The 14,803-nt window shown below is 67.6% G+C and carries 14 protein-coding genes; 8 read left to right on the forward strand and 6 right to left on the reverse strand.

What is annotated here, in order from left to right:
• On the forward strand, nucleotides 1-819 hold the full coding sequence (locus N5C88_RS17110; RefSeq protein ID WP_118932674.1) for a TatD family hydrolase: 819 nt from the start codon (nucleotides 1-3) through the stop codon (nucleotides 817-819).
• A 7-nt stretch (nucleotides 820-826) separates the two neighbouring features.
• Here the strand turns inward: N5C88_RS17110 and N5C88_RS17115 are convergent, their stop codons facing one another.
• Together N5C88_RS17115 and N5C88_RS17120 are read right to left on the reverse strand one after the other, a co-directional pair.
• The gene (locus tag N5C88_RS17115) at nucleotides 827-2,218 is read right to left on the reverse strand and encodes an ATP-binding protein (RefSeq protein WP_280015846.1); all 1,392 of its coding nucleotides are present in this window, start codon (nucleotides 2,216-2,218) and stop codon (nucleotides 827-829) included.
• The gene (locus N5C88_RS17120) at nucleotides 2,218-2,931 is read right to left on the reverse strand and encodes a response regulator transcription factor (RefSeq protein ID WP_059373486.1); all 714 of its coding nucleotides are present in this window, start codon (nucleotides 2,929-2,931) and stop codon (nucleotides 2,218-2,220) included. The genes N5C88_RS17115 and N5C88_RS17120 overlap by 1 nt, the downstream gene beginning before the upstream one ends.
• A 212-nt stretch (nucleotides 2,932-3,143) precedes the next feature.
• Here N5C88_RS17120 and N5C88_RS17125 point away from each other — a divergent pair, with 212 nt between their 5' ends.
• Genes N5C88_RS17125 through N5C88_RS17145 form a run of 5 tightly spaced genes read left to right on the forward strand, consistent with a single transcriptional unit; the run spans nucleotide 3,144 to nucleotide 8,921 of the window.
• Nucleotides 3,144-5,162 carry a ligand-gated channel protein gene (locus tag N5C88_RS17125; protein WP_059373483.1) on the forward strand — a complete coding sequence of 673 codons (2,019 nt, stop codon included), beginning with the start codon at nucleotides 3,144-3,146 and terminating at the stop codon, nucleotides 5,160-5,162.
• Nucleotides 5,163-5,204: 42 nt separating this feature from the next.
• Nucleotides 5,205-6,155: a siderophore ABC transporter substrate-binding protein gene (locus N5C88_RS17130; protein ID WP_059373481.1), complete on the forward strand. Its 951-nt coding sequence runs from the start codon at nucleotides 5,205-5,207 to the stop codon at nucleotides 6,153-6,155.
• Between the two features lie 33 nt (nucleotides 6,156-6,188).
• Nucleotides 6,189-7,181 (forward strand): iron chelate uptake ABC transporter family permease subunit, encoded by a 993-nt coding sequence (locus N5C88_RS17135; RefSeq protein ID WP_118932671.1) that lies wholly within the window; start codon nucleotides 6,189-6,191, stop codon nucleotides 7,179-7,181.
• Nucleotides 7,174-8,160, forward strand: coding sequence for an iron chelate uptake ABC transporter family permease subunit (locus tag N5C88_RS17140; protein ID WP_280015847.1), 987 nt, complete (start codon nucleotides 7,174-7,176; stop codon nucleotides 8,158-8,160). Before N5C88_RS17135 ends, N5C88_RS17140 begins: the two co-directional genes overlap by 8 nt.
• Nucleotides 8,157-8,921: an ABC transporter ATP-binding protein gene (locus tag N5C88_RS17145; RefSeq protein ID WP_280015848.1), complete on the forward strand. Its 765-nt coding sequence runs from the start codon at nucleotides 8,157-8,159 to the stop codon at nucleotides 8,919-8,921. Before N5C88_RS17140 ends, N5C88_RS17145 begins: the two co-directional genes overlap by 4 nt.
• Here N5C88_RS17145 and N5C88_RS17150 read toward each other — a convergent pair.
• From N5C88_RS17150 to N5C88_RS17165, 4 genes are all read right to left on the reverse strand, one after another.
• Nucleotides 8,918-11,029 (reverse strand): 5'-nucleotidase C-terminal domain-containing protein, encoded by a 2,112-nt coding sequence (locus N5C88_RS17150; protein WP_280015849.1) that lies wholly within the window; start codon nucleotides 11,027-11,029, stop codon nucleotides 8,918-8,920. The two genes, N5C88_RS17145 and N5C88_RS17150, sit on opposite strands and share 4 nt — an antisense overlap.
• A 97-nt stretch (nucleotides 11,030-11,126) precedes the next feature.
• Nucleotides 11,127-11,945: a hydroxyethylthiazole kinase gene (thiM, locus tag N5C88_RS17155; RefSeq protein ID WP_280015850.1), complete on the reverse strand. Its 819-nt coding sequence runs from the start codon at nucleotides 11,943-11,945 to the stop codon at nucleotides 11,127-11,129.
• A 14-nt stretch (nucleotides 11,946-11,959) separates the two neighbouring features.
• Nucleotides 11,960-12,691, reverse strand: a complete 732-nt coding sequence (locus N5C88_RS17160) for a GntR family transcriptional regulator (protein WP_054456177.1) — start codon at nucleotides 12,689-12,691, stop codon at nucleotides 11,960-11,962.
• A gap of 47 nt (nucleotides 12,692-12,738) precedes the next feature.
• Complete coding sequence (locus tag N5C88_RS17165; protein WP_280015851.1) at nucleotides 12,739-12,909, reverse strand: hypothetical protein; 171 nt, start codon at nucleotides 12,907-12,909, stop codon at nucleotides 12,739-12,741.
• Between N5C88_RS17165 and N5C88_RS17170 the strand changes: the two genes are divergently transcribed.
• Together N5C88_RS17170 and N5C88_RS17175 are read left to right on the forward strand one after the other, a co-directional pair.
• The gene (locus N5C88_RS17170) at nucleotides 12,908-13,777 is read left to right on the forward strand and encodes a fumarylacetoacetate hydrolase family protein (protein WP_059373471.1); all 870 of its coding nucleotides are present in this window, start codon (nucleotides 12,908-12,910) and stop codon (nucleotides 13,775-13,777) included. The genes N5C88_RS17165 and N5C88_RS17170 overlap by 2 nt on opposite strands.
• On the forward strand, nucleotides 13,770-14,768 hold the full coding sequence (locus tag N5C88_RS17175) for an ornithine cyclodeaminase family protein (protein ID WP_280015853.1): 999 nt from the start codon (nucleotides 13,770-13,772) through the stop codon (nucleotides 14,766-14,768). Before N5C88_RS17170 ends, N5C88_RS17175 begins: the two co-directional genes overlap by 8 nt.
• Nucleotides 14,769-14,803 lie beyond the last annotated feature (35 nt).

Raw genomic sequence — 14,803 nt, forward strand, 5'->3', positions numbered from 1 at the left:
ATGCTGATCGATACCCATTGCCACCTGGATGCCGCCGAGTTCGACGCCGACCGCGAGCAGGTCGCCGACCGTGCCTGTGAGGCAGGCGTCCAATCCATCGTGATTCCCGCCGTCGAGCGCGCCAATTTTTCCGTGGTGCGCGAACTGGCCGGCAAGACGGCCGGCGGCGCCTATGCACTGGGCATCCATCCGCTGTATGTTCAGCGCGCCGGCGACGGCGACCTGGAGGCGTTGCGCGCGGCCGTCAAGGAATCGCTGGGCGACCCCCGCTTCGTCGCCATCGGCGAGATCGGCCTGGACTTCTTCGTGCCTGAAATAGCCTCCGGCGAACCGCGCGAGCGCCAGGAACACTTCTATGCCGCGCAACTGGCGCTGGCCGCCGAGTTCGGCCTGCCGGTGCTGCTGCACGTGCGCAAGTCGCAGGACATCCTCTTGAAATACCTGCGCCGCCATCCTCGCATCGGCGGCATCGCGCATGCCTTCAACGGCAGCGCGCAGCAGGCGCAGGCATTCATAGACCAGGGCTTCGCGCTGGGCCTGGGCGGCGCGATGACCTACGAGCGCGCCTTGCAGATCCGCCGCCATGCGGTGGACGTGGATCTGGCGCACCTGGTGCTGGAAACCGACGCGCCCGACATTCCGCCGGCCTGGCTGCATCCGCCGCAGCGGCGCAATGCGCCGGCCGAACTGGTCCGCATCGCCGCCACGCTGGCCGAGCTGCGCGGCATCACGCCGGCGCAAGTGGCGCATGCCACCACGGCCAACGCCATGCGGGTATTGCCGCGGCTGCCGGCCGCGATCCTGGCCGACGCCGACTGACCGGGCCTCAGCCGTTCAGGCGCGGCAGTTCCAGCCGCACGCTCAGCCCCTGCGGCGACATGTTGCGGGCCGACATCCTGCCCTTGTGCGCGGCCACGGCGGCCTGGGCAATCGACAGGCCCAGTCCGGCGCCGCTGCCCGGCTTGCGCGCGCCGGAGGCCGTCCGATAGAAAGGTTCGAACAGCGATTGCAGTTCTTCCGCGGCCACGCCGGGCCCGCGGTCCTCGATCTCCAGGCAGGCTTCGTGCGCGGTCGACAGCAGGCGCACGCGGATCGCGCTGTGCGCGGGCGCAAAGCGCAAGGCGTTGCGCAGTACATTTTCGATGGCGCTGGCCAGGCTGCAGCGGTCGCCGACCAGGAGCACGGGCGCATGCTGGTTCCACTCTATGCGGATCTGCCGGCCGCCGGCCTCAAAGCGTGCGTCTTCGACGACGTCGGACACGAGTTCGGCCAGGTCCAGGGTGTCGGTAGGCACGGGCAGGGCGCCCAGGCGCGCCAGCCGCAAGGTGTTGCCGACCAGCGCGTCCAGGCGTTCGCATTCGAGTTCGATGCGGTCCAGCTGCAGGTCCTGGCGCTCGTCCCTGCGCCGCGCCAGCTCCGCCGCCAGCCGCAGCCGCGCTAGCGGCGAGCGCAGTTCGTGCGCGATGTTGTGCAGCAGCTGCTCGCGCGTGTCGACCAGCGCCTTCAGGCGGTCGGCCATCGCGTCGAAATCGCGCGCCAGGAGGCCTAGTTCGTCCTTGCGGCGCGCCAGCTTGGCGGGCGTGTGCGCATCCAGCCGCCCGGCGGACAAGGCATGCGTGGTCTGGCGCAACTGCGCCAAGGGCGCCGTCACGTGGCGGCTCAAGGCCCAGCAGAACGGCGCGGTCACGGCCAGCGCGAACAGCATCAGCGCCAGCGCAACGGGCGACAGGGCCAGCACTTCCCAATGCGAGGAGTCGAACGGCAGGAACAGCAAGAGCAGCACCGAACCATCGGGCAGGATCAGCTTCTGCGGCTCCCACCAGGAAACGCGCTCGCCGGCGGGGTCGGCGGGAAGGTAGTCGGCTTTCGGCGAGCGGTCCGGCCCGGCGCGGAAATCGCTCAGCCAGTCTTCCATGCGGGCGGGCAGGCGCCGGCCCAGGATGTCCTGGTCGCGGGCGTCCATGATGTAGATTTTCAGGGCCGAGTAGCGCTGGTCCATGGCCTCGACCCAGCGCTTCAGGCCGTCCGCCCCTTCGCTACGGGCGATTTGCGCGGCGTCGCGCGTGAGATTGCCGGGATTCAAGCCGTCCAGCGAGTTGAAGCGGTACCAGGCGACCGCGGCCGTCAGCACCATGCCGCAGACCAGGATGACCGCCATCGCGCCCCAGAAGGTCAGGAAAGCGCGTCCGAAGAGCGAACGGGTGGGCAGCCAGGCCATCAGTCGGCGCCGGCCAGCACGTAACCCAGGCCGCGCAGGTTGCGGATCGCCAATGTCTCGGCGCCGCTGTCGCTGCGCAGCTTCTTGCGCAGCGAGCTGATGTGGGTGTCGATGCTGCGGTCGTAGCGGTCGGGCTTGCGGCCCAGCGCGTACAGACCGATCTGGTCGCGCGCGACCACCTGGCCGGGCGTGCGCATGAGGATTTCCAGGATGCGTTGTTCGGCGCCGGTCAGCGGGATTTCACTGTCGCCCATCCGCAGCACGCCGGTGGCGGCGTCCAGCGACACTGCGCCCAGCGCCAGGGCGGGGCGGGCCGTGTCCGGCACTTCCTCGAAACGGCGCAGCACGGCCGTGATGCGGGCCTTGAGTTCGCGCGGACTGAAGGGCTTGGCCAGGTAATCGTCGGCGCCGAACTCCAGGCCCAGCACGCGGTCCGTCTCGCCGCCGTGGGCGGTGAACATGATGACCGGCCGGCGCGAGCGCAGGCGGTATTGCTTCAGCAGATCCAGCCCATTGCCGTCGGGCAGCATCAGGTCCAGCAGCACCAGGTCGTAGTCGTCCTGAGCCAACAGGGCCAGGCCCTGCGTGCCGCTATGCGCCAGGGTGAGCCGGCAATGACCGGGTTCCAGGTACTCGCGCAGCATCTGCGCAAGCTCGACATCGTCATCGATCAGCAGGATGCGGCGAGTCGCCGGTGCGTGGGAAAAAGGCATGCGTGTCGTCGGTTCTGCATCCGGCAGTTTGGCTTATGGCCGCGGGCCGGAGTGTCAAGAAGTGCAAAGAAGATAAAAGTTGCGGAAAGCGTGTTGCTGGCTCCCGGCAGGTCCAATTCTAATATGAGAATGGTTTTCATTAATAAATACGAGGCAGGACGGACGCCGCACGCGGGGTGGGGCGCGGGCCTGGGACGGGAGAAACTGGAATCATGAGCAGCAAAGAATTGGTCGCCGGCCGGCGCGGTCCGGGTTCGCGCACGCAGTTGGCGGCGGCCCTGTGCGCAGCGGGTTTCGGCGTGGCGCAACCCGCCTGGGCTCAGAGCGCCGACACTGCCAAGACCCTGGACACCGTGGTGGTGACGGCCTCGGGCTATGAACAGCAGATCCAGGACGCGCCGGCATCGATCAGCGTGATCACCCGCGAGGACCTGGACAAGAAGTTCTACCGCGACATCAACGACGCGCTGGTGGACGTGCCGGGCGTGATCGTGACGGGCGGCGGCGACCGCCAGGACATCAGCCTGCGCGGCATGGGCCCTAAGTACACGCTGATCCTGATCGACGGCAAGCGCCAGAATTCGCGCGAAACCCGCACCAACTCGGACTCCACGGGCGTCGAAGGCGGCTGGACGCCGCCGCTTTCCGCCATCGAGCGCATCGAGGTGGTGCGCGGCCCCATGTCGTCGCTGTACGGCTCGGACGCCATGGGCGGGGTGATCAACATCATCACGCGCAAGGTGCCCTCGGAGTGGGGCGGCGAGATCCGCCTGGACAGCACCATCCAGGAAAGCAACAAGTCGGGCGACATCTACCAGGGCAACTTCTACCTGTCCGGCCCGATCAAGACGGACCTGCTGGGCCTGCAGATCTACGGCCAGGCCACGCAGCGCGACGAAGACGACATCGTCGACGGCTTCCGCAAGCGCAACTCGGAAAGCGTCACGGCCAAGCTGGCGCTGACGCCCAACCGCGACCACGACATCGTGCTGGAAGCGACCACCATGCGCCAGAAGCTGCACGAAACGCTGGGCAAGACGGTCGAGCCGCTGCCGCCCGGCCAGGCTTGCGGACGCAATGGCTGCCCGGCTTCGTCCGATACCGACTACCGCAGCAACAAGTGGGCGCTGTCGCATACCGGACGCTGGGGCTGGGGCGTGTCGGACAGCTACGTGCAGCAGGAAGAGTTCGACAACCGCTCGCGCCAGATGAAGATCAAGAACCTGGACATCCAGACGAGCTGGACGCTGCCGCTGGGTTCGCACATGCTGACCCTGGGCGGCAGCTACCTCAGCCAGCGCCTGAACGACCAGACCGGCAACCAGCTGGCCAACGGCCCCAGCAAGGTGGACCGCTACCAGTGGGCCTTGTTCGCCGAAGACGAATGGCGCCTGACCGAGACCTTCGCCGTCACCACCGGCCTGCGCATGGACGAAGACGAGAACTTCGGCACGCATTTCAGCCCGCGCCTGTACGGCGTCTGGCACATGGCCGACCGCTGGACCCTGAAGGGCGGCGTGTCCACGGGCTTTCGCGCGCCCGACCTGCGCCAGACGGTGGCGGGCTGGGGCCAGGTCAGCCGCGGCGGCAATATGTACGGCAATCCGGACCTGACGCCGGAGAAGTCGGTAACCGAGGAAATCGGCATCCTGTATGACGACGGCGAAGGCTTCAACGCCGGCCTGACCGTCTTCAACAACGACTTCAAGGACAAGATCACCCGCGTCGCCTGCCCCGCGACCCAGTGCACGGACGGCCCGAACCAGTTCGGCTCGGATCCGACCACCTACATGAACGTGGACAAGGCCAATTCCCGCGGCGTGGAAGCCAACCTGAAGCTGCCGCTGTCGCGCGACTGGTCCCTGACCAGCAGCTACACGTTCACCAAGTCGGAGCAGAAGTCCGGCCAGTACAAGGGCCAGCCGCTCAATCAGCTGCCCAAGCACCTGTTCACCACCACGGTGAACTGGCAGGCCTCGGATGCGCTGCAGGCCTGGGCGCGGCTGAACTACCGCGGCAAGGAAAGCCAGCCCATCACCGGTCCGTCGTCCTCGTCGGTGGTCGCGCCTTCCTACACCTTCGTGGACCTGGGCGGTTCGTACCAGGTGAACAAGACGGTGGCGGTGTACGCCGGCATCTACAACCTGTTCGACAAGCAGGTCACGTACGACGACTACGGCTACGTCGAGGACGGCCGCCGCTACTGGCTGGGCGTGGGCGTCAAGTTCTGAGTTTGAAAGGGCGCCTGGCGCCCGCAACATGAAGAGGTACGCATGAAGAAGCAAACGCAAGCAGGCCGCGTCCGGCGTTGGGCGGTTCAGGCCGGGGCCGCGCTGGTCCTGGGCGCCGCCACGGCGGTATGCGCGGCGCAGGCGACGCTGCCGGTGAAGCATGCGCGCGGCGAAACCGCCGTGCCGGCCAATCCGGCGAAGACGGTGGTGATGGACCTGGCCGTGCTGGACACGCTGCATGCGCTGGGCGTGGACGCGACGGGCGTACCGACGGTCGCCAAGTGGCCGCCGCAGCTAAGCCAGTATGCCGATGAGCGCTACCTGAAGGTGGGTTCGATGTTCGAGCCCAACTACGAGGTGATCCACGCCGCCGCGCCGCAACTCATTTTCGTGGCGGGCCGCTCGGCGCCCAAGTACGACGAGCTCGCCAAGCTGGCGCCCACCGTGGACCTGACGGTCAATGCCCGGGACCTGGTGGGCAGCGTCGCGCGCAACACCGAAACGCTGGCCGCCATCTATGGCAAGCAGGATGTCGCCAAGACCAAGCTCGACGCCCTGCGCGCCTCGATCGCGGACCTGAATGGCAAGGCGGCCAACGCCGGCACCGCGCTGATCGTGCTGACCACCGGCGGCAAGATGAGCGCCTACGGTCCGGGTTCGCGCTTCGGCGTGATCCACGACGCCTTCGGCATCAAGCCGGCGACGACGGGGCTGAGCGTGTCGAACCACGGCCAGGCGATCTCGTTCGAGTTCATCGCCCAGACCGATCCCGACTGGCTGTTCGTGATCGACCGCGATGCCGCCATCGGCCGTGAGGGCGTGTCGGCCCAGCGCATGCTGGACAACGAGCTGGTGCGCCCGACCAAGGCCTGGAAGAACAAGCGCGTGGTCTACCTGAACGGCTACAACTGGTATCTGCTGGGCAGCGCGGGCCTGACCGCGATGCAGCAGAACGTGGACGAGATCGCGGCCGCGCTGGCCGCGGGCAAGTAAAGCCTGATGCATGAGCGGCGGGAGTAATCGCGGGTGAGTTGGCGGCAGTCGATAGGCGGTTGGGGCGGGCTGGCGGTGGCGGTAGGCTTGCTGCTGGCCCTGTGCGCGGCCAGCGTCAGCCTGGGGGCGGGCCAGCTCAGCCTGGCCGCGCTGTGGGGCACTGGTGACGAGGCCGAGCGTGCCTGGCGCCTGCTGATGGTCAGCCGCATCCCCCGCACGCTGGCCTTGCTGCTGGCCGGCATGTCGCTGGCGGTGGCCGGACTCATCATGCAGATGCTGGTGCGCAACCGCTACGTCGAACCCACCACGGCCGGCACCGTGGAGTCCGCCACCCTGGGCATACTCGTGGTCACGCTGCTGGCGCCGGACACGCCCGTGATCGGCAAGATGTTGACGGCCACGGGCTTCGCGCTGGCGGGCACCTTGCTGTTTCTGGCGCTGCTCAAGCGCGTGCCGCTGCGCACGCCCTTCATCGTGCCGCTGATCGGCCTGATCCTGGGCGGCGTGATCCACGCGGCCACCACCTTCGTCGCCTATCGCTACGACCTGCTGCAGTCGCTGCACGCCTGGACCACGGGCGATTTTTCCGGCGTGCTGCGGGGGCGCTATGAATTGCTCTGGATCGGCTTCGGCCTGGCCTGCGCGGCTTACGCGGCGGCCGATCGTTACACCGTGGCCGGCATGGGCCGCGAGTTCGCCGCCAACCTGGGCTTGAACCATGCGCGGCTGACGCTGGCCGGACTGCTGATCGTGTCGGCGATTTCGGCCGTGGTGGTGGTGACGGCCGGCGGCATACCCTTTCTGGGCCTGATCGTGCCCAATGCGGTCAGCCTGGTGCTGGGCGACAACATGCGCCGCGCCATCCCCTGGGTGGCGGTGCTGGGCGGCGTGTTCGTGCTGGCCTGCGACGTCATCGGCAGGCTGGTAATCCATCCCTACGAGATTCCCATCGGCACGGTGGTCGGCGTGCTGGGCAGCATCCTGTTCCTGTGGCTGTTGCGCGCGCGGAGGAACCGGCTTGGCTGAGCTTGCAGTCTCCGTCCCGGCGTCGGCCCGGGCGCCGCAGACCTGGCGCCTGTGGCTGCTGGGCGCCATTGCGCTGGCCTGCGCCATCGCCTTCATGACGCTGGGCGCCAACGGCCAGTGGTCCTTCGTGATCCCGTTCCGCGGCGCCAAGCTGGCTGCGATGCTGCTGGTGGCCTATGCGGTGGCGGTGTCGTCGGTGCTGTTCCAGACGATCACCCACAATCGCATCCTGACGCCCGCCATCATGGGCTTTGACGCCCTGTACCTGCTGATCCAGGCCGTGGTGGTGTTCGGCTTCGGCCAGGCGGCCGCGGCCGCCAGCCATCCGGTGGCCGCCTTCCTGCTGGAGGTGGGCGCCATGACCGCGTTCGCCTGCCTGCTGTTCCGTTGGCTGTTCTCGGACGCGGTGCGCAGCCTGCACCTGATGATGCTGGTGGGCATCATTTTCGGCCTGTTGTTTCGCAGCCTGTCCAACTTCGTGGTGCGGCTGATCGACCCCAATGAATTCCTGGTGTTGCAGGACCGCATGTTCGCCAGCTTCAACACCGTGCGCGTGGGTCTGCTGCCGATCGCGCTGGCCGCGGTGTGCGCCGCGTCGCTGCTGGTGTGGCGCATGCGGCGGCGCTACGACGTGCTGGCGCTGGGCCGCGACATCGCGGTGAACCTGGGCGTGGACTATCGCCGCACGCTGATGCTGACGCTGGCCGCCATCGCCGTGCTGGTGTCGGTATCCACCGCGCTGGTGGGGCCGGTGACGTTCTTCGGCCTGCTGGTCAGCAACCTGGCCTATCAGGCCATGGGGTCCGACCGGCATCGCCACACCGTCCCGGCGGCCGTGCTGCTGAGCGTGATCTTCCTGGTAGGCGGCCAGACGCTGCTGGAACGCGTGCTGGGCCTGAATACCACCGTCAGCGTGGTGATCGAATTCCTGGGCGGGTTGATGTTCCTTGCCCTGATCCTGCGCAGGGGGCGCCGATGATAGAGATCCAGCAAGTCAGCAAGCAATACGGCGACAGCGTGGTGGTCGACGACGTCAGCCTGTCGCTGCCGGCGGGCGGCGTCACGGCGATCATCGGCCCCAATGGCGCAGGCAAGTCCACGCTGCTGTCCATGGTCAGCCGTCTGCTTCCCATGTCCGCTGGCCGGGTGCTGGTCGAGGGGCTGGACGTGACCCGGGCCGACAGCCGCGAACTGGCGCGCCGCCTGGCCATCCTGCGGCAGGACAATCACCTGCCGCTGCGGTTGACGGCCAGGGATCTGGTCGCGTTCGGCCGTTATCCGCACACGGGCGGCCGCCTGACGCTGGAAGACAAGGACCACATCGACCGCGCCATCGCCTACCTGAACCTGGAGCCGCTGGCCGACCGCTACCTGGACGAGATGTCGGGCGGGCAGCGCCAGCGCGCGTTCGTGGCGATGGTGCTGTGCCAGGACACGCGCTACGTCCTGCTGGACGAACCGCTGAACAGCCTGGACATGAAGCATGCCGTCGCCATGATGGGCACGCTGCGGCGCGCGGCGGACGAGCTGGGCAAGACGGTGGTGCTGGTGCTGCACGACATCAATTTCGCGTCCACCTATGCGGACCGCATCGTGGCGATGCGGGCAGGGCGCATCGCGCATCAGGGGACTCCGGCCGAACTGGTCCGGCCGGAGGTCCTGAGCGAACTGTACGAGTTGCCGATCGAGGTGCACGAGATCGACGGCCGGCGCATCTGCGTGTACTACCGCCAGCCTTAGCGGCTGAGATCCACCGCGTAGCGCGACAGCTGGGTCACCGGGTCAGGCGTGGCGTCATGCACCGTGACGTTGTCCACGCCATGCGCGGCGGCCATGGCCAGGGTGCCTGGCACCGACGAAAACACCACCGGGCCGGCCAGGACGCCCACTCGCGCGAAGCGCCAGCTGCGGTCCAGGCCATAGGTGGCCAGATCCAGGTCCGGGTGCTTGCGGATGTAGCTGATCAGCACGTCGCGGCTGGCGTCCGGGGCTTGCAGCACGATGTCGCCCTTGCCGCCGGCCAGGCCGGGGAAGTCGCCGCCGCCGCTGGCGCGGTAGTTGTTCGTGACCACCAGGAATTGCGCAGCGGGATCGAGCGGCGCGTCCTGGTAAGTCAGCTGCGTGATGCGTGTACCCTTGGGCCGGGTGACGTCGATTTCGTACCGCAGGGCATTGCCCGCGGCATACAGCACGTCGAAGTTGAAGGTCGGAAAACCCGTGTCGACCAGATCCTGCGGCGCGACCTGGCCCGGGTCGATCTGCTTGAACTGCTCGGCGGTCTTCTCCAGCCATTGGCGCACGATGTCGCCGCTGACCCGCACCACTTGCAAGGTGTTGGGGTACAGGTAAAGATCGGCGGCGTTGTTGATGGCGATGTTGCCCTGCTTCACGTAGGTGAAGTCGCCCGGACCGTTGCGTCCGCCCTTGAAGGGCGCGGCCGCCGACAGGATGGGCAGGGCGGCATACGAGGGTTTGTTCTTGGCGATGTAGTCCGTCAGATAGTCGATCTGCGCCATGTTGACGATTTGCAGCGCCGACACGTCGCCCGCCAGCGCGTAATAGGTCGCCATGTCGAAGCGGCTCTGGCCGATGGGCGTTTTGACATAGGCGATGGTGGCGGCGTGTTCAGCCTGCACCAGCTGCTGCGCGGCGGCGTCGGGTTCGACGTAGGTCGCGGGCGTGGCGCCGTTCTGCGCGGTCAGGCGCGTGGAGATGCGCTGCACGCGCGTGGCGTCCTTCTGCACCTGCCAGCCTTTGTCATAGGCAAGCTTGAGCGTGATCTGGCCGAGGTTGTTGCCCCACTGGCCGGCCTGTACCGCCGGTACGCCGTTGATCAGGCCTTTCTCCAGATCTATCCCGGGCTGCCCCGCGAATTGCGACTTGGCATTGGTGTCGGGGAACAGCAGGTGTTGGTGACCGGTAATCAGCGCGTCGATGCCAGGCACCTGGCTCAGGTAGCCCGCGCCGTTTTCCATGGCCGGGCTGTAGGCGCTGAGCATGTCGATGCCGCCGTGCGCCAGCGCCACCACCAGATCGGCGCCCGCCGCGCGCATTTCGGGTACATAGCGTTGCGCCGATTCCTTCCAGCCCGCGACTTCCACGTGGCCTTCCAGATTGGCTTTGTCCCATTGCAGGATGGGCGGGGGCGCAAAGCCGATCACGCCGACCTTCAGCGCGACCTCGATCTGCTTGCCGTTGGGATCGGTGGCCTTGAAGGTCTTGTTCAGCAGGACCCAGGGCTTGAAGATGGGCTGCTTGCTGGCGGCCGACACCACGTTGGCGGACACGAAGGGAAAGCCCGGCGCCGCGCAGTCCTTGGCCCCGGCGGGGTTGGTCTGCGCCGTGCCCTTGCCGATGCCAGCCAGCCCGAAATTCGTGTCGGTGATCTGCGACAGGAACGGCAGGCCGTAGTTGAACTCATGGTTGCCCAGCGTGGCCGCGTCATAGGCCAGCAGTTTCATCTGCTTGTAGATCGCCAGCATGTCGCTGCATTGCACCGGCTTGACCAGCGCCTGGTAGTCGGACAAGGCAGTGCCCTGGATGGTGTCGCCGTTGTCGAACAGCAGCGTGTTGGCATTCTGCTTGCGCGCATTGGCGATCAACGTGGCCGTGCGGTCCACGCCGTAGCTCTTGTCCTCGGCCAGCTTGTAGTAGTCGTAGCCCAGCACGTTGGCATGCAGGTCGGTGGTGCCCAGGATGGCCACGTCCAGGGTGGAGCCTGCGGGCACGCCGGCCTGCGGCGGGGTGTCGGGCGTGTCGTCGTCATTGTCGCCGCCGCAAGCGGCCAGGCTTGCCAGCAACGCGGCGCTGGCGGACAGCGCAAAGAGCTTTCCTAGGTTCGGCTTCACCGTCTTTCCTCCGGGTTTGAAGGAAAGGAATTCTGCGCATAGCGTGTGACCCGGCCGTGACACGGTCGCGCCACGGGGCGGGGCAGTCGTGCCGCGTCTAGCACAGCGGAGATTCTTCGATGAGGTCGCCCGTTTCCAACGCCGCAAGCGCATCCAGGAAGCGCCACGCAAACGATCCGGGGCCTTGCGCCAGCTCGCCGGCGCGCTGGCCCGCGATGGCGAAACACGACAGGGCGGCGACCGCCGCGGAAAACGGATCGTTGCGCGACACCGCGGCGCAGGCGCCAACCAGCGCCGTCAGCGCGCAGCCCGTGGCGGTGACGCGCGGCATCAGGGGCGAACCGCCCGTTATGCGGACGGCGCGCGCGCCGTCCGTGACGTAGTCGGTTTCGCCGGTCACCGCCACCACCGTCGCGCGGCTGGCGGCGATGGCATGCGCGGAATGCTCCGCCTGCGAGACCGCGTCGCGCGCGTCCACGCCCTTGCTCGCGCTTTGGCCGCCGGCCAGCGCGATGATCTCCGAGGCATTGCCGCGGATGATGGCGGGCCGCAGGTCCAACAGGCGGCGCACCGCGTCGCGGCGAAAAGCGGTGGCGTGGTGCGCCACCGGATCGAGCACCCAGGGTATGCCGGCTTCGTTGGCCGACGCGGCGGTCAGCAGCATGCTGTCCAGCCAGGGCGAGGACAGGGTGCCGATGTTGATCACGACCGCGCCGCAGACGCGCGCGAACTCGGGCGCTTCTTCCTGCGCATGCACCATGGCGGGCGAAGCGCCCATGGCCAGCAGCACGTTGGCGGCGGTGTTCATGGATACGAAATTGGTCAGGCACTGCACCAGCGGCGCATCGCGGCGCAGGGCGGCCACCAGGTCGCGCGAGATCAGCGCCTGGGCGGAAAGGTCGGGAATGGATTGCATGCCGTGGATCCTGTTTATGCGCTGACGTCCGACAGCCCGGGCTGCGCGGGCAGGGCGCCGCGCAGCGATTCCAGCAGTACGCGCTTGTTTTCGCGGCTGCGATAGGCGTGCTCGCGCATCAGGTTCTCGGCGCGCACGGCCTCGCGCCGCGTAATGGCGCGCAGCAGGTCTTCGTGGTCCGCCTGCGCGCGCAGCACGAACGGCGTTTCCAGCAGCGAGGGCGTGGATGGCAGGGTCAGCGCGGCCGGGCCGGCCAGCGGCGTCTTGTTGTTGTGTTCCAGCGCCGACAAGAGCGCGCGGTTGCCCGCGGCTTCGCACAGGATCTCGTGAAAGCGCCGGTTGATCTGCCCCCAGGCGCGAGCATCCACGGTGGTGTTGGGATCGCGGCGGGCCGGGGCCAGCAGGGCGCGTCCTTCGTCCACCGCCTGCGACAAGCGGTCCAGCACGTCCTGCGAGGCGCCGCGCTCGGCCAGCAGGCGGGCCGCCATGCCTTCGAGCACGCCGCGCACGTCCACCGCGTCGCCGATTTCGTCCACCGTAAAGGCCCGTACCCGGAAGCCGCGTGAAGGCAGCCGTTCCAGCAGGCCCTCCTTTTCAAGCTCGGTCAGCGCAATGCGCAACGGGGTACGCGATACGCCCAGGCGCGCCGAAAACTGCAACTCGACCACGCGTTCCCCCGGCTGCAGAACGCCAGAAAGCACCATGTCCCGGAGTTCGGAAATGACTTTATCGATTTGTGCGGCCATAGGGAGGGGGAGGCTGGTTCCGGTCTGTGAGGGCTTTCAGTGTACCGTCAAAATTGCATGCAATAGTCAATAAAAAAACCGATCTTGCCTTGCGATTTATCAAAATTGCATGCAATAATTCGGAAAAACAGCGATTCAAGTGCGGTTGAAGCGATAAATGCATGCAAAGAAATCCGTCGATGCATGCCATAAGCCGCCGCAAGCACAGGAGACAACATGAAGCTCGTCAGCTTCGTTCAGGCAGGCCGCAGCGCCTGGGGCGTGGTGCGCGGCGCCGAGGTCGTGGCGCTGACCCAGGTCTGGCCCGACATGGTCGCGGCGCTGGAGGCAGGGGTGGAACAGATCGCGCGCGCCGCGGAGACGGCTGGCCAGGCCTGTATGCCCTTGGCCGGGCTGCGCCTGCTGCCGCCGGTCGTGGCGCCGCGCAAGATTCTCTGTGTGGGCCTGAACTACGGCCGCCATGTGGCCGAGGCCGGGCGCGAACTGCCCGCGCACCCCTCGCTGTTCGCGCGCTTTGCGGACAGCTTCGTCGGCCACGGGGAGGCGGTGTGGAAGCCGCAAGCCTCCGATCGTTTCGATTACGAGGCCGAACTGGCCGTGGTGATCGGCCGGGGTGGCCGCCATATCGCCGCCAAGGACGCCCTGGCGCACGTGGCCGGCTACACCTGCATGGCCGAGAACTCCGTGCGCGATTTCCAGAAGCACAACGCGCAGGTGACGCCGGGCAAGAACTTCGAGCGCAGCGGCGCGCTGGGTCCCTGGCTGGTCACGGCCGACGAGATCGGCGACCCGGCTGGCCTGGAAGTCATTTCCCGCCTCAACGGCGAGGTCATGCAGCACGGCCAGGTGTCCGACCTGATCTTCCCCATCCCTGAGCTGATCGCCTACATCAGCAGCTTCACCCGCCTGTCGCCGGGCGACGTGATCGCCACCGGCACGCCCGAAGGCGTGGGCTCCAGCCGCAAGCCTCCACGCTTCATGAGCGCCGGCGACACGCTGGAAGTCGAGATTCCCGGCCTCGGAACACTGATCAACACGGTGGCGGACGAGCCCGCCGCCGACGAACAAGGAGACGCGCATGTCTGATGCGCTGCGGTACCTGACGGAACGGGACGTGGTCTCGGTTCTGGATATTCCCAAGGCGATCGAAGCCCTGCACGCCATGCTGGTCGCGCAAGGGCGCGAGCAGGCCCGCAACCTGCCCAAGGCGCTGGCGACCTGGGGCGACGGCAGCTCGATGCATGCCTTGGGCTCCGTGCAGACCGGCGCGGGCGGCTATGCGGGTTTCAAGACCTGGGTCCATACCAAGAGCGGCGGAGGCTCGCTGTTCAGCCTGTTCGACGCCGAGTCGGGATTTCTGCGCGCCGTGATCGAGGCGCGCGCGCTGGGCATGCTGCGCACCGCCGCGATCAGCGGGGTCGCCACGCGCGCGCTGGCGCCGGCTGACGCCGCCTGCGCCGCGCTGATCGGCACCGGCCCGCAGGCCGTCACCCAATTGGCCGCGCTGGCCGCCGTGCGCGACTTGCGCCGCGTGCGCGTCTACAGCCCCACGCCGGAAAAGCGCCGCGCCTTTGTCGCCAGCGTGCAAGGCAAGTATCGATTCGAGGTCGAGGAAGCGGCCAGCCTGGAACAGGCGCTGGCCGGCGCCGAGATCGTCACCCTGATCACGCGCGCCGTCGAGCCTTTCGTGGACGCGGCCATGCTGGCCGACTGCAGGCACCTGAACGCCGTGGGCGCGATCCTGCCGGCCAAGGCCGAGTTCGCGCAGGACGTGTTCGAACGCGCCGACCGCGTGGTGGTGGACGACCTGGAAAACGCCCGCCGCGGTTCGCGTGAACTGCGCGAGCGCTTTGGCGCAGACGTTGCGCCATGGCAGGGCGTGACCGTGCTGAGCGACCTGCTCGCCGCGGGAGAGGGCCGTCCGCAAGGCGCACGGTTGACGATCTTCAAGGGCATGGGCATGGGCCTGTCCGACCTGGCGATGGCGCGCGTGGTGTACGAGCATGCCCGCGACCATGGCCTGGGCGTGGCGCTGCCGCCCCAGACCCGCGAGAACCTGCTGCTGGCGCAGCCCTGAACCGAATTCGCATAACCGCACAGCCGGCGCGGGGC

It is taken from the genome of Achromobacter sp. GD03932, assembly GCF_029839485.1.
Taxonomy (GTDB): Bacteria; Pseudomonadota; Gammaproteobacteria; order Burkholderiales; family Burkholderiaceae_B; genus Achromobacter; species Achromobacter bronchisepticus_A.